The sequence below is a fragment of the Candidatus Enterococcus willemsii genome (assembly GCF_009933335.1).
Lineage (GTDB): Bacteria > Bacillota > Bacilli > Lactobacillales > Enterococcaceae > Enterococcus_F > Enterococcus_F willemsii.
On record NZ_MAEL01000014.1, the window covers coordinates 86,713 to 105,806 of the forward strand.

At 37.7% G+C, this 19,094-nt stretch carries 20 protein-coding genes; 19 read left to right on the forward strand and 1 reads right to left on the reverse strand.

Features of this window, described 5'->3' with window-relative positions; translation table 11 throughout:
• Window positions 1-52: 52 nt before the first annotated feature.
• Entirely contained in the window at window positions 53-910 is an 858-nt protein-coding gene (locus BAU17_RS02360; protein WP_161901214.1) for a pyruvate, water dikinase regulatory protein, read from the reverse strand.
• A gap of 92 nt (window positions 911-1,002) precedes the next feature.
• On the opposite strand from BAU17_RS02360, the gene BAU17_RS02365 reads away from it, so the two are divergent.
• The 19 genes from BAU17_RS02365 to glyS all read left to right on the forward strand — a co-directional run bounded on the left by BAU17_RS02365 (window position 1,003) and on the right by glyS (window position 18,985).
• Window positions 1,003-1,437, forward strand: a complete 435-nt coding sequence (locus BAU17_RS02365) for a Fur family transcriptional regulator (protein ID WP_161901215.1) — start codon at window positions 1,003-1,005, stop codon at window positions 1,435-1,437.
• 202 nt (window positions 1,438-1,639) lie between these two features.
• Window positions 1,640-1,816 carry a 30S ribosomal protein S21 gene (gene rpsU / locus BAU17_RS02370; RefSeq protein ID WP_002356740.1) on the forward strand — a complete coding sequence of 59 codons (177 nt, stop codon included), beginning with the start codon at window positions 1,640-1,642 and terminating at the stop codon, window positions 1,814-1,816.
• Window positions 1,817-1,855: 39 nt separating this feature from the next.
• Window positions 1,856-2,305, forward strand: a complete 450-nt coding sequence (locus tag BAU17_RS02375; protein ID WP_161901216.1) for a GatB/YqeY domain-containing protein — start codon at window positions 1,856-1,858, stop codon at window positions 2,303-2,305.
• A 162-nt stretch (window positions 2,306-2,467) separates the two neighbouring features.
• The gene (locus tag BAU17_RS02380; RefSeq protein WP_161901217.1) at window positions 2,468-3,439 is read left to right on the forward strand and encodes a PhoH family protein; all 972 of its coding nucleotides are present in this window, start codon (window positions 2,468-2,470) and stop codon (window positions 3,437-3,439) included.
• Between the two features lie 29 nt (window positions 3,440-3,468).
• Window positions 3,469-5,670: an HD family phosphohydrolase gene (locus tag BAU17_RS02385; protein ID WP_161901218.1), complete on the forward strand. Its 2,202-nt coding sequence runs from the start codon at window positions 3,469-3,471 to the stop codon at window positions 5,668-5,670.
• Entirely contained in the window at window positions 5,670-6,149 is a 480-nt protein-coding gene (ybeY, locus tag BAU17_RS02390) for an rRNA maturation RNase YbeY (protein ID WP_161901219.1), read from the forward strand. The genes BAU17_RS02385 and ybeY overlap by 1 nt, the downstream gene beginning before the upstream one ends.
• A complete protein-coding gene (locus tag BAU17_RS02395; RefSeq protein WP_161901220.1) occupies window positions 6,127-6,531 on the forward strand; it encodes a diacylglycerol kinase family protein in 405 nt (134 codons plus the stop codon). The genes ybeY and BAU17_RS02395 overlap by 23 nt, the downstream gene beginning before the upstream one ends.
• Window positions 6,532-6,550: 19 nt before the next feature.
• Window positions 6,551-7,450 carry a GTPase Era gene (era, locus tag BAU17_RS02400; protein WP_161901221.1) on the forward strand — a complete coding sequence of 300 codons (900 nt, stop codon included), beginning with the start codon at window positions 6,551-6,553 and terminating at the stop codon, window positions 7,448-7,450.
• A 58-nt stretch (window positions 7,451-7,508) separates the two neighbouring features.
• A complete protein-coding gene (gene recO / locus BAU17_RS02405; RefSeq protein WP_418904811.1) occupies window positions 7,509-8,297 on the forward strand; it encodes a DNA repair protein RecO in 789 nt (262 codons plus the stop codon).
• Window positions 8,298-8,479: 182 nt separating this feature from the next.
• On the forward strand, window positions 8,480-10,039 hold the full coding sequence (hisG, locus tag BAU17_RS02410) for an ATP phosphoribosyltransferase (protein WP_161901223.1): 1,560 nt from the start codon (window positions 8,480-8,482) through the stop codon (window positions 10,037-10,039).
• Window positions 10,039-11,313, forward strand: coding sequence for a histidinol dehydrogenase (hisD, locus tag BAU17_RS02415; protein ID WP_202622264.1), 1,275 nt, complete (start codon window positions 10,039-10,041; stop codon window positions 11,311-11,313). The genes hisG and hisD overlap by 1 nt, the downstream gene beginning before the upstream one ends.
• Window positions 11,313-12,359: a histidinol-phosphate transaminase gene (hisC, locus tag BAU17_RS02420; RefSeq protein ID WP_161901225.1), complete on the forward strand. Its 1,047-nt coding sequence runs from the start codon at window positions 11,313-11,315 to the stop codon at window positions 12,357-12,359. Before hisD ends, hisC begins: the two co-directional genes overlap by 1 nt.
• Complete coding sequence (gene hisB, locus BAU17_RS02425; RefSeq protein WP_161901226.1) at window positions 12,356-12,949, forward strand: imidazoleglycerol-phosphate dehydratase HisB; 594 nt, start codon at window positions 12,356-12,358, stop codon at window positions 12,947-12,949. Before hisC ends, hisB begins: the two co-directional genes overlap by 4 nt.
• Before the next feature lie 10 nt (window positions 12,950-12,959).
• Window positions 12,960-13,574 carry an imidazole glycerol phosphate synthase subunit HisH gene (hisH, locus tag BAU17_RS02430; RefSeq protein ID WP_161901227.1) on the forward strand — a complete coding sequence of 205 codons (615 nt, stop codon included), beginning with the start codon at window positions 12,960-12,962 and terminating at the stop codon, window positions 13,572-13,574.
• Window positions 13,571-14,293 carry a 1-(5-phosphoribosyl)-5-[(5-phosphoribosylamino)methylideneamino]imidazole-4-carboxamide isomerase gene (hisA, locus tag BAU17_RS02435; protein ID WP_161901228.1) on the forward strand — a complete coding sequence of 241 codons (723 nt, stop codon included), beginning with the start codon at window positions 13,571-13,573 and terminating at the stop codon, window positions 14,291-14,293. Before hisH ends, hisA begins: the two co-directional genes overlap by 4 nt.
• The gene (gene hisF, locus BAU17_RS02440; RefSeq protein WP_161901229.1) at window positions 14,290-15,045 is read left to right on the forward strand and encodes an imidazole glycerol phosphate synthase subunit HisF; all 756 of its coding nucleotides are present in this window, start codon (window positions 14,290-14,292) and stop codon (window positions 15,043-15,045) included. The genes hisA and hisF overlap by 4 nt, the downstream gene beginning before the upstream one ends.
• Before the next feature lie 11 nt (window positions 15,046-15,056).
• Window positions 15,057-15,692 carry a bifunctional phosphoribosyl-AMP cyclohydrolase/phosphoribosyl-ATP diphosphatase HisIE gene (hisIE, locus tag BAU17_RS02445; RefSeq protein WP_161901230.1) on the forward strand — a complete coding sequence of 212 codons (636 nt, stop codon included), beginning with the start codon at window positions 15,057-15,059 and terminating at the stop codon, window positions 15,690-15,692.
• Window positions 15,693-15,999: 307 nt separating this feature from the next.
• Window positions 16,000-16,914 carry a glycine--tRNA ligase subunit alpha gene (glyQ, locus tag BAU17_RS02450; RefSeq protein ID WP_161901231.1) on the forward strand — a complete coding sequence of 305 codons (915 nt, stop codon included), beginning with the start codon at window positions 16,000-16,002 and terminating at the stop codon, window positions 16,912-16,914.
• Between the two features lies 1 nt (window position 16,915).
• Window positions 16,916-18,985, forward strand: coding sequence for a glycine--tRNA ligase subunit beta (glyS, locus tag BAU17_RS02455; RefSeq protein ID WP_161901232.1), 2,070 nt, complete (start codon window positions 16,916-16,918; stop codon window positions 18,983-18,985).
• Window positions 18,986-19,094 lie beyond the last annotated feature (109 nt).

A 19,094-nucleotide genomic window follows, 5' to 3' on the forward strand; every position in this document is an offset into this window, starting at 1 on the left:
AAAAATAAAGAGATTCTCGTCGTTCGATTAAGAACTGCGAGAATCTCTTTGGTTATTCTTCGTCTGCATCGGTGACATAATAGCTATGATCATCTAGCTCTAATTCATTTAAAATAATGGAGGCTGTTTCTTCAATAGACAAGGTCGCAACATTAATAATTGTACATCCTAATTTCTGATACAAATCATTGGCAAATTCCAGTTCTTCTTTGATTTTTTCAATATCGGAATATGCTGTATCAGGATTCAAGCCATAAGCAATCATCCGTTCTTTACGAATACCATTTAAGACATTCGGATCATTGGTTAGTCCAACAATCTTTTTAGGATCAATTTCCCATAGTTGCTTAGGAATATGAGCTTGTGGTACTAAAGGCAAATTCGCCACTTTTAAATTTTTATTGGCTAAAAATAAGCTAAGAGGTGTTTTAGATGTACGTGAAACCCCTAATAGCACAACATCCGCTTCTAAAAAGCCTCGTGGGTCTTTCCCGTCATCGTACTTAACAGCAAATTCCATCGCTTTAATTCGTTTGAAATAATTTTTGTTAAGATGGTGAAGAGCACCTGGTTCGCGTGTCGGTTCAATACCTGTGCGACGAGCAACTTCTGTTACTGGTGGTGTAAGCACATCGAAATGATATAAGCCGCTTTCTTCACAAAATTCATGTGCTAAGGCAACGAGTTCAGGTTCAATCAAAGTATGCAAAATAATGGCATTATGTTTTTTTGCATCAGCTAGTGTTTTTAATAAGGCACTTTTTGTTGTAATAAAGGTGCGACGAAATAACTCAAATTCTACAGATGGATACTGAGCCATCGTAGCCTGTGCTAATTTCGATGCTGTTTCTCCGGCAGAATCCGAGATAACAAAAAAGGTTAATACTGGTTCTTTTTTTTCTTCTGTCATAAAAAAATCCCTCGCTTGCAATTTAGTTCATCTTATTATACCATACACTCAGTAAAAAGAATCGGAATGATTTTGATTTGGAGGGATGCAAAATGAAAAATCAAACCTCAATTGAGCAAGCCTTACAAACGTTAAAGGATAATGGGCTGAAGTATACCAAAAAACGTGAAGCAATGATTACGTATTTAGCCAAATGCAATCGGTACGTTCCGGCAAAAGAATTGCATGAGTTTATGTCAGAAGAGTATCCTGGTTTAAGTTATGATACTATTTATCGTAACTTACATGACTTTTCTGAAATTGGTATTTTAGAAGAAACTGAGCTAAATGGTGAAATGAAATTCCGTTTTCACTGTTGTTTACATGATCCAGAACACCATCACCATCATTTTATCTGTACTATTTGTGGGAAAACCAAAGAATTATCTCTTTGCCCAATGGATTTTTTTCAAGACCAATTACCCGGATGTCAAATTGAAGGACATCGATTTGAAATTTTAGGTCGCTGTGAGGAATGTCAAAATTAATGGATTGAAACATTTTTTTCAAACTTTTTCAATTGATTCAGAAAAAAGAACTGAAAAAGAGATTTTTGTCAGAACTTTTTCTGATAACGACTTGACACTCCTTTGACACTTAGCTATAATTTTTAAAGGACAGTATTGTTATGAAATTTTTATTTCAATGACAAAAACGGTTACTTTTTAGGCTCGGAGGGAGGGAATTTACATGTCAAAAACAGTCGTTCGCAAAAACGAATCTCTTGATGATGCTCTTCGTCGCTTCAAACGTTCCGTTTCAAAAGCAGGTACGTTGCAAGAATCACGTAAACGTGAGTTTTATGAAAAACCAAGCGTGAAACGTAAGAAAAAATCTGAAGCAGCTCGAAAACGCAAGAAATTCTAATTTTTTAAGTTTTCAGTTGTGAGAAGTGGAGCTGGTAGTGTGTCACTACTTAGTAAACTGAACGATGATATGAAGACGGCGATGAAGGCAAAGGAGAAAGAGACCTTGCAAGTCATTCGCATGCTCAAAGCATCGTTACAAAATGAACAAATCAAGGTCAGTCGTGACTTGACAGATGATGAAGAGTTAACAGTTTTATCTCGCGAGATGAAACAACGACGTGATTCTTTGACCGAATTTGAAAAAGCGGGTCGTGATGACTTAGCTGAAAAAGTTAAAGGTGAAATTACAATCGTTGAACAATACCTTCCTGCTCAATTAACTGAAGAAGAAATTCGTCAGATTGTTAGAGGAGCGATTGAAAAAACTGGCGCAACTTCACCAAAGGAATTTGGTAAAGTTATGGGTGCAGTCATGCCTGCTGTAAAAGGTAAGGCCGATGGTAACCAAGTCAATGCAATCGTTAAAGAATTATTGAATCAAGCGTAATGAACCGTCGCAGGCAATGTTTATTGTCTGCGGCTTTTTTTGTCGTTTAAAGAGAGATTCTTTTTGTTAAAAGACTCTCATTAGATAAGCAGAAGCGATTTTTCTTTTGTGGAGAGTGTGGTATTATTAATATGAATGCAGACAAAAAAGGAGCGGAAGTTTTTGACAGAAGAGCAAGCATCGTTAGAAATTAAATTAACCGAAGCAGATGATGTAAGTATGCTGCTTGGTACGCATGATAAACATATTAAAGTGATTGAAGATACGACGCAGACGATTATTCGTACGCGTGGTGAAATGATTCAAATTAAAGGAACACAAGAAAAGATTGAGCAAGCAGCTGCTGTGATTAAATCTCTACAAGAATTAATTCGACGTGGGATTCAAGTGCATACGCCAGATGTGGTTACAGCTTTAAAAATGTCTGTGACAAATAATTTAGGGGCATTCATTGATATGTACGAAGAGGAAATTCTAAAAGATCGCAATGGAAAGCCTATACGTGTAAAAAATGTAGGACAAAAAAGATACATCGATGCTGTTCGTACACACGATGTGACCTTTGGAATTGGACCAGCAGGAACCGGGAAAACATTTCTGGCAGTTGTGTTGGCAATTGCTGCTTTGAAGAAAGGACAAGTTCAAAAGATTATTTTAACACGTCCAGCAGTAGAAGCGGGTGAAAGTTTGGGATTTTTACCAGGCGATTTGAAAGAAAAAGTAGACCCATACCTACGACCAGTCTATGATGCGTTGTATCAAATTTTTGGGATGGAACATACAAATCGCTTAATGGAGCGCGGTGTCATTGAAATCGCACCTTTAGCTTATATGCGTGGTCGGACACTAGAAGATGCTTTTGTCATTTTAGATGAAGCTCAAAATACAACGATTGCCCAAATGAAGATGTTTTTGACACGTTTGGGTTATAATTCTAAGATGATTGTCAATGGTGATACTAGCCAAATCGACTTACCACGAGGTGTGACAAGTGGTTTGGTCCATGCCGAAAGAACATTAGGTAAAATCAGTAAAATTGCTTTTGCCACATTTGAAGCAGGTGATGTTGTCCGCCATCCTGTTGTAGCAGAAATTATTCAAGCATATGATAAAGCAGAATTGCGAGATGTGTAAGAATTTTGCTGTGTTAGGAGGGAAAGTTAGTGATTATTCAACCTTTAAGAAAGCTTCAAGAAAAACTAGGAAAATTTTTTGTTCCACTGGTTCTCTTAGTCTTCTTTCTTTTAATGACCGGACTATTGATATCGAGTGTTCAACAACGAACGGTTGATTATAAAGAAGGGCAAGTCGCAGAAGAGAGTATACGTGCCAATAAAACGATTGAAAATACTTCAGCGACTGAGCAGAAACGGAAGTTAGCGGCAGAAGCGGTAGTGCCAGAATACACCTATCAGGAAGATGCTGCACAAAAACAACATAATTTAGTTGAGCATTTGTTTCGTTTGATTGATAAGGTAAAACAAGAAAGTGACGCCGAAAATCAAAAACGCCAAGCGAATAAAAAAGACAATGAAGAAGTAGCCAATGTTTCTTTAGATGAGCAGATAGCGATGTTGAAAAAGGAATTTGAAAACATCGATTCAGATGACTTGAGTTTTTATCAACGAATTAACAATACATTTTTTGAAACAGCCTTTGCATTAAGTCAAGAACAACTTACGCAAGTGAAAGATGAAAGTTTATCTTTGATTGACGAGCAGATGGCGAACCAAATTCGGCAGTCAAATTTAGCAGAGATTCGCAAAGCAGCTGAAGATAAAATTCAGTTTAGAGGTTTATCTGATGCACAAGCGCAAGCTGTTCGGACGATGGTTAATCAAGGGATTGTTGTAAATACTTATTTGAATGAGCGTCGAACAGAAGAATTGCAACAAGCAGCGAGAGATGCTGTGCAACCGGTTATGATTTATCAAGGGGAAGTTATTGTCCGTGAAGGTTCACAAATTGATGCTAATGCTATTGAAAAGTTGAATCTTCTAGGAATGACGAGTCAAAACACATCATTGTTTCCGTTATTTGCAATGATTTTTTCGATTATTTTGCAGATACTCGTCTTACTTTATTTTGTGAAAACTTTTGAAGACCAAACACAACGTCAAAATTATTTGACCTTTTACGCAATTTCGATGATTTTAAGTGTCTTGGTCATGAAGTTTTTCCAAATTTTCCAAACAGAATTAATGCCATATGTCCCTTTATTTTATCCAGCAGCGTTTGTTCCACTCGTGTTAAGTCTATTCTTAACGAGACGTTTAGGAATTTTAGCTGCACTTTTCCAAGTGGTAGCGACTATTTTTATTTTTTATCATTCCATTGGAACGAACGTACTGACAGTTATTCTGGTGTCGTATTTGTTTTCTAGTTTGATGGGTACGATTATGTTGCACAAACGTATCGTTGATCAAGGTGTTAAATCAGTCGTATGGGTGGTTATCTTCCCATTTCTAATGAATCTGATTTTGGTCATTTTCCAAGGGATGAACTTTTCAAATGGTCAAACTTGGGTGACGCTTGCTTGTAGTTTAGCAGGAAGTATTTTGTCGTTATTATTGACAATTGGTTTACATCAATATATTGAATTACTGATTACTGATGATAGTGTGATTATTTTAAATGAATTAAGTAATCCCAACCATCCTTTATTAAAACAATTATTAGAAGAAGCACCAGGGACTTATCATCATAGTATGATGGTGGCGAATTTGAGTGCGAATGCGGTGGCCGAAATTGGTGGCTACTCGTTATTGACGCGTGTTGCTTGTTATTATCATGATATTGGGAAATTAAAGCACGCCAATTTCTTTGTTGAAAATTTGCCTGCAGGAGCAGAAAATCCACATAATTTCTTATTACCAGAAGATAGCAAACAAATTATTTTTGGACATGTTATTGATGGCGCACAGCTATTAGAAGAAAAGCATATGCCACAAATGGTTATTGATATTTGTCGTCAACATCACGGAACAACTTTGATGAAGTTTTTCTATGTCAAAGCCAAAGAGCGTAATTCAGAAGTAACGGAAGAGGAGTTTCGATATCCTGGGCCTATCCCTCAAAGCAAAGAAGCGGCTGTCGTTAGTATTGCCGATAGTTGTGAAGCAGCGGTGCGCGCGATGGATAGTCCTACAAATGAAAAAATCAAAGAATTTGTTTCTAATTTGATTACTGGTCGCATTTTAGATGGACAATTAGATGATTCTGGCTTAACGTTAAAAGAAATTCGAATTATTGAAAAATCATTAATTAATGGCTTATGCAGTACCTTCCATTCACGTATTAAATATCCAAAAATGAAGTCTGAAGCCGAGAAAATGAAAGAAGAACAAGAAAGAAGAGAAGACTGATGGAGATTACCTTTATTGATGAAACAAAAACTGTGTCACAAGAAAAAGTAGCTGATATTGATTCTTTGTTACAATTTGCAGCAGGTTATTTACAATTACCTGCTGATACTGAAATGTCCGTCACTTTCATGGATAATGCAGCAATTCAAGAAATTAATCGCGAGTATCGTGACAAAGATACACCAACGGATGTCATTAGTTTTGCTGCGGAAGAAGAAGGCGAAGACGAAATGGATATTATCTTCGATGAAGATGATGAATTTGAGATGCCTCGTACACTAGGAGACATTATGATTTCGGTTGAGCGTGCGGCTGAACAAGCAAAAGAATACGGACATAGTTATGACCGTGAACTTGGCTTTTTGGCATTACATGGCTTTTTGCATATTAATGGTTATGACCATATGACACCTGAAGATGAGAAGGAAATGTTTGGATTACAAAAGGAAATTTTGGATGCCTATGGACTTGAAAGATAAGAAGAACATTGAGAAGAATAAACGGTTCGTCAATTCGGTTGAGTTTGCGCTAACCGGTATCAGAACCGTTTATCGAGATGAACGTAATATGCGAAGTCATACCATTGTTGGTATTCTAGTTGTGATAGCTGGTTTTATTTTCCGCTTGAATCGCTTTGAATGGCTTTGGATATTATTAAGTGTTTTTTTAGTCATCATCATGGAAATCATTAATACGGCATTTGAAAATGTGGTCGATATGGTGACCAATAAACATTTTCACCCTTTAGGAAAAAAAATAAAAGATATGGCTGCAGGTGCAGTATTGATTACGTCGCTTTTTGCAATGTTGATAGGCGCAATAATCTTTCTCCCTAAAATCATTCAGCTAATCTTCCACTAAGAAAAGAGGACAATAACACATGACAGAACATACATCAGGATTTGTTGCCATCATCGGGCGCCCGAATGTTGGAAAATCGACATTGCTAAACCGCATTGTTGGTCAAAAAATTGCCATTATGAGTGACAAAGCCCAAACGACTCGAAATAAAATACAAGGTGTCTATACAACGCCAGAAACCCAAATTGTATTCATTGATACACCTGGGATTCATAAACCAAAACACCGTCTAGGAGACTTTATGGTAGAAACAGCCTACAGTACCTTGCGTGAAGTGGATGTCACTTTATTCATGATTAGTGCAGACCAAAAACGTGGGAAAGGCGACGATTTGATTATTGAACGCTTGAAAAATAGTCAAGTACCAGTCTTCCTAATTGTTAACAAAATTGATAAGGTTCATCCGGATCAATTACTAGAAACGATTCAAGATTACTCTAGTCAAATGGAATTCGAAGAAGTTGTGCCAATTTCAGCAACAGAAGGCAATAATTTTGAAACGTTGATGAATATTTTAGCGGAAAAAATGCCGGAAGGACCACAATATTTCCCAGACGATCAAATTACAGACCATCCCGAATATTTTATTGTTTCTGAATTAGTACGCGAAAAAGTTCTTATGTTAACACGCGATGAAGTGCCTCACTCAGTTGCAGTCGTTGTTGACTCAATGAAACGCAATGAAAATGATAAAGTTCATGTGCAAGCAACAATTATCGTAGAACGTGATAGCCAAAAAGGTATCATTATCGGTAAAGGTGGAAAAATGCTTAAAGTTATCGGCATGAAAGCACGACAAGATATTGAGCGTTTATTAGGTGACAAAGTCTACTTGGAATTATGGGTCAAAGTACAAAAAGATTGGCGAGACAAACAAACCTATTTGAAAGATTTTGGTTATCGCGAAGACAATTATTAAGCAAAGTCCGGATAAGTCTGTTGGATTTATCTGGCTTTTCTTTTAAAAGGAGACGAGTATCGTGAGTATTGCAGAATCAAAAGGGATTATTTTATTTAGTAAAAATCATAAAGAAAAAGATAAATTAGTCAAAATATTTACCGAATCTGCAGGAAAACAGATGTTTTATGTTCGTGGTGCACATCGTAAAAATAATCCCCTCGCTCCAGCATTGCTTCCTTATACTGAGGCGGTTTATATTGGTAAATTCAACAGTGAAGGACTGTCTTTTTTAAATAGTGCCAAAGATGTGCATAGCTATCGAAATATACAAGCAGATATCTTTTTAGCAGGTTATGCAACTTATTTATTAAATCTGGCTGATGCCGCGATAGAAGACCGTGTCTATGATCCTAATTTATACAGTTTTTTACGCCAAGCATTAGTGATGATGGATCAAGGCAATGATGGCGAAGTATTAACAAATATTTTTGAAATTCAGATATTGCAACGATTTGGTATTACGATTAATTGGCAAAAATGCGCAGTTTGTGGGCAAACGCAAGGGAAGTTTGATTACTCCTCTGCTTACAACGGGGTTCTTTGTGAACATCATTGGGATATGGATCCTCGACGTTATCACGCAGAACCAATCGCTATTCATTTTATTCGATTGTTTTCTCAGATTACCTACGATAAAATCCAAACGATTGAATTAAAAGCAGAAACAAAAAAAGCAATTCGCCAAACAATTGATGCCTTATATGAAGAGTATGTTGGTGTGCATTTAAAGAGCAAAAAATTTATTGACCAAATGGGCACGTGGGAAAATATGTTGCAACCTCAAAAATCAGAACCGGAAACGTAAGTATCTAGGTTCTGATTTTTTATTTGGCTATTTTCAGAAAAAAAGTAGGAATTCAAAGGAACACAACACACAATTTACAGAAAATTGAAAAATTTAGCAGCTAATCATTGACCTTTAATGAAAATAATTTTATGATGTTCTTAATATATTTTTATTATTTTCTAATAGTTAGGAGTGGGATTTTGGAAAATCTGTTTTCAGTACTACGACCTGAGGAACAAATTGCATTACATCTTAGAGGGCTTTATCAGAGGCATGGTTTCCATTTATACCATCTCAGTAGCTTTGAAGAATACGAATTATACAGCCAAAATAAAAGTTTTTTAAATGAAGCCGAAGTCATTACTTTTACTGGTGGTGATGGACGAATTATGGCGTTAAAGCCAGATATTACCCTATCCATTGTAAAAAATACCCCATCAAATGAAACCAGAAAAGTCTATTATTATGAAGATGTATATCGTCATGATCGCCAAAATGGAGAATACTTGCGCATTCATCAGACGGGATTGGAATACATTGGAGATATTCAACAAGCCGAAGAACTAGAAGTCCTTCATCTAGCATTAGAGAGTTTGTCACTTGCTGGAGGTGGCGTGTTGGATCTGTCTCATATGGGCGTCTTACATGCAATTTGCCAGTTATTTCCGATTGAGCAACATTCTCAAGTTATGAAGGCTTTACAACAGAAAAGTCATCACGTGATTCGTGAATTAGCAGAATTGGCAGATGTCTCCGAAGAAAAAATTCGCGTGTTAGAAGAATTGATTACTTTATCTGGTGACTTTAACCAAGCGTATGAAAAAATGGTCACCTTGTTGCAAAATCCAACAGCTGTCCAAGCATTGAAGAAGTTAAAGCAACTTTATGATGCCTTGCAAACAGAAAACAAGCTTCCTAATAATGTGAAAGTCCGGATTGATTTCTCTATTGTAAATGATGCAGATTACTATAGTGGGCTATTGTTCCAAGGATTCGTGCAAAATGAGAAACAAGCAGTATTGTTCGGTGGTCGTTATGATCGGTTATTGCGCAAACAAGATAAGACGCAAGGTGGAATTGGCTTTGGGATGTACCTCAATAATTTAGGACGCACCGCTGATGAAGAAACAATTGTCAATGATTATTTATGTTTTGCATTACCAAAAGGACGGATGGCAGAGAATGTCTATCGTTTGTTAGTGAATGCAGGCTTAGCTAGTGACGATATTTTTGAAGATAATCGTAAATTAATTTTTGTGGATGAAGAAAAGAAATTAAAATTCTTTCTTGTGAAACCAAGTGATGTAGCGATTTATGTGGAACATGGTGTGGCAGATGTGGGTGTAATTGGTAAAGATGTTTTAGATGAGACCGAACCCAACGTCTTAGAATTACTTGATTTGAAGATGGGAAAATGTAAGATGGCCGTGGCGGCACACAAAGATTTTGTTCAAGATACGACCCGAACGTTGAAAGTAGCGACCAAATACACCAACACCACACGCAAATATTTTGGTCGTCTTGGTCAGTCGGTCGAATTGATTCAATTGCATGGATCAATTGAACTTGCCCCATTATTGCATTTATCAGATGTTATTGTCGATATCGTCGAAACAGGAACGACGTTACGTGAAAACGACTTGACGGTTATCCAAGATATTGCCGATTCTTCTGCACGTTTAGTCGTCAATCACTCAACATGGCGTTTTAAAGAATCCTTGATTCAAACTTTGTTAGAGAAGGTGAAAGAACAATTATGATAACGATACGGAAAACTTCAGAAGAAAGCATTACAGCATTAACGTCACGTGAAGTAGAAAGTCAAGATGTGACAGAAGTGGTGGCTGAAATTTTAGCAGATGTGAAACAAAATGGAGATGAAGCTATTCGCGCATATACAAAAAAATTTGATGGAGCAAAACTAGCTGAATTACATGTGAGCGAAGCGGAAATTTCCTCAGCCATACAAGAAACAACACCAGAATTTTTAGCTGTATTAGAACAAGCTAAACAAAATATTCAACAGTTTCATGAAAAACAAGTTCAACGTGGGTTTATCACGACTGATGAACAAGGGACGGTCATGGGGCAACGTGTCATTCCGTTAGAGAAAGTGGGCGTTTATGTCCCTGGTGGAACGGCAGCTTATCCAAGTACCGTATTGATGGATGTTTTGCCTGCTAAAATAGCAGGCGTCTCGAAAATTGTCATGATTACACCGCCGAATGCAGAAGGAAAGATTCCCACAGCTATTTTAGCAGCAGCCAAAATAGCTGGTGTGGATGAAATTTATAAGGTAGGGGGCGCGCAAGGGGTTGCTGCTTTAGCTTATGGCACAGAAAGTTTGCCAAAAGTAGATAAAATTGTGGGTCCAGGAAATATTTTTGTCGCGACTGCTAAACGAATGGTCTATGGATTAGTAGATATTGACATGATTGCGGGTCCAAGTGATGTCTTAATTGTTGCAGATGAATCCGCTAATCCTCGCTGGTTAGCAGCTGATTTACTTGCTCAAGCTGAACACGACGCCTTGGCACAAGCTATTTTAGTCACAACGAACGAAGAACTAGCGCAAGCCGTACAAGTAGAACTGCAAGCACAATTGGATGCATTACCTAGAAAAGAGATAGCGCAGCACTCAATCGACAATAATGGCAAGTTAATTGTCGCTAAGGACATCGAAGAGGCATTAGCGATTGCCAATCAAGTTGCACCAGAGCATTTAGAACTGTGTGTGGCAGAACCATTTTCTTTATTAGGGAAAGTCAAGCATGCAGGTAGTGTCTTTTTAGGACACTACACACCAGAAGTGTTGGGGGATTATTTTGCAGGTCCGAATCACACTTTGCCAACAGAAGGAACCGCTCGTTTTTCTTCACCGCTTTCAGTGGATGATTTCATCAAAAAAAGCAGTTATTTGTATTACTCAAAAGAAGCATTACACACAGTAGCAAACCAAGTTATTGATTTTGCTGAGATGGAAGGATTATCTGGGCATGCGCGTTCCATGCGTGTTCGAAAGGAGGAATTGTGATGCGGTTTTTAGATCAACAATTTAAACATCTTGTGCCGTACGTTCCTGGAGAACAGAATGCTACTGAAAAGATTATTAAGTTAAATACGAATGAAAATCCCTATGATCCACCACAAGCAGTGATTGAAGCAGCGAAAGACGCAGCGCAGACACTGAGTCGTTATTCTGATCCAACTTGTAAAGAAGTCATTGTGCCTTTAGCCAAACATTTAAAGGTGGCGCCAGAAAATATTTTCTTAGGCAATGGGAGCGATGAGATACTCTCCTTTTTATTTCAAGGTTTTATGGAAAAAGGTGTGCAATTTCCTGACATCACTTATGGCTTCTATCGAGTTTATAGTGATTTATTCCATTTAACAGCAACAGAAATTCCTTTACGTGATGATTTGTCTATCGAACTAGCCGATTATCAAGGAACAGAAACTGTGGTCATCGCCAATCCCAATGCACCAACAGGGATTGCCTTACATCCAGAAGTGATCGGCGCATTTGCCAGTCAGCATCCCGAACGATTAATTATTGTGGACGAAGCGTATAGTGATTTTAGTGATGTATCGATGGTGCCTTATTTATCCAAGCATCCAAATGTGTTAGTAGTGGGGACTTTTTCCAAGTCGCGTCATTTAGCAGGTGGGCGCTTAGGTTATGCCGTTGGTGCATCGGAGATAATCAATGATTTAAATACACTTAAATTTAGCCATAATCCGTATAGTGTCAATGCGATGACGTTAGCTTGTGGGGCGGCCTCATTAGCTTCTCAGGACTATGTCGATGAAAGTACACAGAAGATTATTGATACGCGGACATGGACGATTCAGGCATTGCGTGAGTTAGCCTTTGACGTGACAGATAGTCAAGGCAACTTTGTATTTGCACAACATGCGACAATAGCCGGTGAAAAATTATTTTTAGCTTTGAAAGAAAAGCATATTCTTGTGCGATGGTTTAATCAGCCACGAATTGCAAATTATTTACGAATTTCAATTGGTACACAAAGTGAGATGGAACAGCTAATACAAGTATTGAAAGAAGAGGTGCAACCATGAGAACAGCCACAGTAACTAGAAATACGACAGAAACAAAAATCAACCTAACCTTAGCGATTGATGGTACAGGTCAGCAAAAATTCGATACAGGAGTTGGTTTCCTGGATCATATGCTGGAACTCTTTTGTCGTCATGGACGTTTTGATATTGAATTAGTTTGTGATGGGGATGTCCATGTGGATGCGCATCATACGGTTGAAGATGTTGCCATTGCTTTGGGGCGTGCTTTTTCTGAAGCTTTAGGTGAACGGCGTGGCATTAAACGTTATGGTAGTTTCCTGCTACCAATGGATGAAAGTTTAGTCATGGCTGCTATCGATATTAGTGGTCGTGGCATTGCTGTTTTAGATTTAGCTATTCCAAGCCAAAAAATTGGTGCACAATTCGATACGGAATTAGTCGAAGAATTTTTTGTCGCATTTGCTCGTGAATTAGGTGCGGCGATTCATTTACATCAAGTTGCTGGAAAAAACAGTCATCATATTGTAGAAGCTTGCTTTAAAGGGTTTGGTCGCGCATTAGGACAAGCCACAAGTATTGACGAAGTGGCACCAAATGAAATTCCGTCAACAAAAGGAACTATTATTTAGGGGGAAAAACATGATTGCAATTATTGATTATGGTGTCGGGAATTTATTTAGTTTATCCCGTTCACTAGAATTTTTAGAAATCGACAACATCGTGACGAATAATCTTTCCGAATTACAAGCAGCCGATCAAATTATTTTGCCTGGTGTGGGTGCTTTTGGTGATGCGATTCAGAAGTTACGTGACGAGCAATTGGAAGAACCAATCAAACAGTTAGCGCAAGCAGGCAAGCCATTGTTAGGTATCTGTCTAGGTATGCAATTACTGTTTGAAAAAAGCAGTGAGTTTGGAGAACATCAAGGTTTAGGCTTACTAAAAGGCGAAATTGTTTCTCTGAAAGAGGCTCTTCCCTCTACTTTAAAAGTGCCACATATTGGTTGGAATGCATTGGAACCACAGCAGGATTCTCCATTGCTAAAAGGCTTTGAAAAGGGTGGTCAAGTCTATTATGTACACAGTTTCTATGCAACGAATTGTGAAGATAGTTTAATCGCAACGAGTGAGTACGGTGTCGACATTCCTGGATTGGTTCAAAAACAGAATGTATTTGGTGCACAATTTCATCCAGAAAAAAGTGGTACAGTCGGTTTGCAAATATTAAAAGCATTTTCGGAGGTGAAAGAATGAAAATTTTTCCAGCAATTGATTTATTAAATGAAAAAGTCGTTCGCTTGTATCAAGGGGATTATGAACAGCAAGAAGTATTTGGTGAAGATCCGGTTGCTTTTGCACAATCATTTGAAGAAAAAGGTGCAAAGTATTTGCATTTAGTGGACTTGGATGGTGCTAAAGATGGCGAACTACGCTATTTTAGTACAGCTGAAAAAATTGTCGCCAATACGAATTTATTTGTAGAAGTCGGTGGAGGAATCCGTGATGAAGCAACGATTGAACGTTGCTTGGCAGCTGGTGTTCATCGAGTGATTATCGGTACGTTGCCACAAAAAAATCCCACTTTAGCCAAACAACTGATTGAAAAATATGGCGATAAAATTGCTGTCGGTGTCGATGCACGTGATGGCAAAGTGGCTGTTGAAGGTTGGTTAGAAACGACGGAAACAGATGCCTTTGATTTTTGTAAAGAATTGGCTGCTTGGGGCACGAAAACGATTATCTTTACTGAAATTTCACGCGATGGTACAGGGCAAGGAATTAATATCCCCTTGTATCAACAATTATTACAAATCCAAGGTGTTGAATTTGTTGCATCAGGCGGGGTAGCAACTTTAGCGGATATTACCGCACTCAAACAAATTGGGATTCCCAGTGCGATTGTTGGTAAAGCGTTGTATAAAGGTACCTTGACGTTAGAAGAAGTTTTAAAAGAAGCGGAGGAATCACGATGATTTCGAAACGAATTATTCCTTGTTTGGATGTTCGCGATGGTCGTGTGGTCAAAGGAGTTAATTTTGCGGGCTTAAAAGACGTCAATGATCCGGTTACCTTAGCGAAATTCTACAATGAGCAAGGAGCAGATGAACTGGTCTTCTATGATATTACAGCTTCTTCAGAAGGTCGTGGTTTGTTCACGGATATTTTACAGGCAGTCGCATCGGAAGTCTTTATTCCATTGACTGTTGGCGGTGGTATTAATGAAGTACAGGATTTTGAGCGAGTATTGAATTGTGGCGCAGATAAAGTGAGCGTCAATTCTGGTGCAATTCGTCAGCCTAAATTGATTGAAGCGGGAGCCAAACGCTATGGTAGTCAATGTGTTGTATTATCTGTTGATATTCGCCGAGTTGGCAATGCGTGGCATGTCTTTGCTAAAGGCGGTCGGGAAGATACTGGTCTTGATGCATTGGAATGGATTCGTCAAGGAGAAGCCTTGGGCGCAGGGGAATTAGTGATTAACAGTATGGATACCGATGGTGTAAAAAAAGGGTTTGACCTAGAATTACTACGTGCTATTTCAGATATTTCAAGTCTACCAATTGTTGCATCCGGTGGCGCAGGTAAAGCAGAAGATTTTATCGAATTATTCCAATTGCCAAAAATTGAAGCGGGATTGGCGGCTTCTATTTTTCACTATGGTGAAGTGAAAATTCCCGACTTGAAAGCCCAATTAGCAAAAGAACAAATTCCAGTACGATTATAGGAGGCAACAAAATGAAATTAACTTTTGACGAAAATGGCTTAATTCCAGTGGTGGTACAAGATGTGGAAACAAAAGAAGTCTTAACCGTTGCATATATGAACCAAGAAAGCTTAGATTTGACCTTAAAAAATAAACGAATGACGTATTATTCCAGAAGTCGCCAAGAATTATGGTTGAAAGGCGAGACGAGCGGTAATTACCAACATTTAGTCTCTTTAACGGCTGACTGTGATCAAGATGCTCTCGTTGCATTAGTCAAAAAAGATGGGCCTGCTTGTCACACAGGAGCAGAAAGCTGTTTTAATGAGGTCTTGTATACAGAAAGTATTCCTGAGAAATTCTCTCTCGAACAACTTGCAAAACTAGTACAAGAACGCAAAGATACACCAAAAGAAGGCAGTTATACAAGCTACTTGTTTGAAAAAGGCAAAGAAAAAATTCTTAAAAAAGTTGGCGAAGAAGCAACTGAAGTGGTGATTGGTGCGATGAAGGACGATCGTGAAGAAACGATTTTTGAAGTATCTGATTTAGCCTATCATTTACTTGTGTTAATGAGTGAAATGGATATTTCAGTTAAAGAAGTCGCAGAAGAATTGGCAAAACGCCATATTGTTGATTATAAAGTCAAACAAGAAACGATGAAATAATTTGGGGAATCCTACAATTTTTATTTGACAAAACCCTAGGCTGCGAATTATGATAGATGTATTCAAATAGCGCAAGGAACATTTTAAGGAAAAAGCCAATTCTTTTTAGCGAACTTGGGAGAGTGAGAGCCAAGCAAGAAACTTTTTACCGTAGGCGATGGGAGCGCACGTCAAACGAAGCTGCCGATTTTTCGGAAGTAGGGTGGAACCGCGAATTATTTCGTCCCTATATCTATACTTTTTGTATAGATATAGGGACTTTTTGTTTGCCATCGTCAAATGAATATAAAAGAGAAGGAGCAAAATCATGAGTAAAAAATTATCGGTACAAGAAATGATTTTAACATTACAGAAATTTTGGTCAGACAATGGATGCATGTTGATGCAATCGTATGACACTGAAAAAGGAGCAGGTACGATGAGTCCTTACACGTTATTACGTGCCATTGGACCAGAGCCTTGGAACGCAGCTTATGTGGAACCTTCTCGTCGTCCAGCAGATGGTCGTTATGGACAAAATCCAAACCGTCTGTATCAACACCATCAATTTCAAGTAGTGATGAAACCATCACCAGAAAACATTCAAGAATTATACTTGGAAAGTTTAGAAAAATTAGGCATTAATCCATTGGAACATGACATTCGTTTTGTTGAAGACAACTGGGAAAATCCTTCTATGGGATGTGCTGGTTTAGGTTGGGAAGTTTGGTTGAACGGAATGGAGATTACACAATTCACCTATTTCCAACAAGTAGGTGGTTTAGCTTGTTCACCTGTTACTTCTGAAATTACTTATGGGTTAGAACGTCTAGCATCATACATTCAAGAAGTAGAAAGTGTCTATGACTTAGAATGGGCGCCTGGCGTAAAATATGGGGAGATTTTCAAACAACCCGAATATGAGCATTCAAAATACTCATTTGAAATCAGTAACCAAGAAATGTTGCTAGAAAACTTTTCTAAATTTGAAACAGAAGCAAAACGCTGTATTGAAGCGAATTTAGTTCATCCAGCTTACGACTACATTTTAAAATGTAGCCATACGTTTAACTTATTAGATGCTCGTGGGGCGGTGTCAGTAACCGAACGCGCAGGTTACTTGGCTCGTATTCGTAACATGGCAAGAGAAGTAGCAAAATTATTTGTCGATGAACGTAAAAAATTAGGTTATCCATTATTAGATCGAGAAACAGCAGAAAAACTATTGCAGGAGGATAAATAACATGTCAAAAAATTTATTATTTGAAATTGGTTTAGAAGAAATGCCTGCACATGTAGTCGTACCAAGCATGAATCAATTAAAAACAAAAACTGAAAAATTTCTAACAGACAATCGCTTAACTTTTGATGATATCCATGCTTATTCAACACCACGTCGTTTAGCGATTCATGTGGTAAATCTTTCAGAAAAACAAGCCGACCAAGAAGAAGAAGTCAAAGGCCCTGCGAAGAAGATTGCTTTGGACGCAGAAGGCAATTGGTCAAAAGCAGCCCAAGGTTTTGTTCGTGGCCAAGGTTTAACAACCGATGATATTACTTTCAAAGAATTGAAAGGTGTCGAATATGTGTATGTCACTAAATTTACAGCAGGCAAACCAGCCTTAGAAGTCTTAACTGGCTTAAAAGACGTGATTACTAGCTTAACTTTCCCAGTAACCATGCACTGGAATAAATACGATTTTGAATATATTCGTCCAATTCATTGGGTAGTAGCATTATTAGATGATGAAGTCGTGCCGTTTAAAATCTTAGATGTGCAAACAGGACGTCGCTCTCGTGGTCATCGTTTCTTAGGAAAAGAAGTAACCTTTGATCATGCCGATGAATATCTTGAAAAATTAAAAGCTGAATTTGTGTTGGCTGATTCAGCCGAAAGAGAACAATTAATTGTTACTCAAATTAATAAAATTGCAGCAGACAACCAATGGACGATTGATTTAGATGCCGATTTATTGGAAGAAGTTAATAATTTAGTTGAGTATCCAACCGCATTTGTTGGAAATTTTGATGAAAAATATTTAGCCGTTCCAGAAGAAGTTTTAGTTACTTCTATGAAAGAACACCAACGTTATTTTGATGTTCGTAATGAAGCCGGTGAGTTGCAAGCACATTTCATCTCTGTCCGTAACGGAAATGATGTCAAAATTGAAAATGTCATCAAAGGAAATGAAAAAGTATTAATCGCCCGTTTAGAAGATGCGGAATTTTTCTACAGTGAAGACCAAAAATTAACGATTGACCAATGTGTGGATAAATTAAAACATGTGACATTCCATGAAAAAATCGGATCAATGTATGAAAAAATGCAACGTGTTGGTTTAGAAGCACGAATTATTGGTGAAAATGTAGGTTTAACCACTGAAGAATTGGCTGATTTACAACGAGCTTCTGAAATTTACAAATTTGATTTGGTGACAAACATGGTTGGTGAATTCCCAGAATTACAAGGAATTATGGGTGAAAAATATGCCTTGTTACAAGGTGAAAAACCAGCTGTCGCACAAGCAATCCGTGAACATTATTTACCAACATCTAGTGAGGGTGAACTACCAACTTCTGCTGTCGGTGCTGTTTTGGCAATTGCCGATAAACTAGATAGTATTTTATCATTCTTCGCAGCAGGCATGCGTCCAAGCGGTTCAAATGACCCTTACGCATTACGCCGGCAAATGTATGGAATTGTTCGTATCTTAGCCGCTAAAAAATGGCGTTTCCCATTTGTTGGCTTGCAACGTCTGATTGAAGAAAAAATTAATCTTGATCATGAACGTTATGGAATTACTTTCCAAGATGAAGAGGCAGAAGTATTGGATTTCTTACGTGCACGTCTTCGTCAGTTCTTCTTAGGAAAAGATATTCGTCATGATGTGATTGATGCTGTCATTCATGCAGAACAAACAGATATTCATCGTTTATTTGAAACAGCTGAAATCTTGAAAAATCATTTAGACGACGCCGATTTTAAAGAATCAATGGAAGCATTGACACGAGTGATTAACTTAGCGAAAAAAGTTGAAAACAAATGGGATATTAATCCTGAATTATTTGAAAATGAAGCAGAAAAAGCATTGTATGAAGCAACAGTTGCGTTAGAGAAAGAATTTGCTGAACAATCAGTAGAAGAAAATTATCAATCTTTAGTTGCGTTACGTCCATTGATTGAAAATTATTTTGATCAAACAATGGTTATGGTTGATGATGAAGCCGTTCGTCAAAATCGTTTGGCACAATTACGCAAAATTGCGCAAATGGCACAAGCATTAGCAAGTCTAGAAACATTAATTACAAAATAAAGAAAAAAAGTGTTGGGAAGGAATTCTCAGCACTTTTTTAAAACTAATCTTTTAAAAGACTTTTTAAAGGTCGATATATCTGTATAGAAAACAGAATGAAAAATAATAC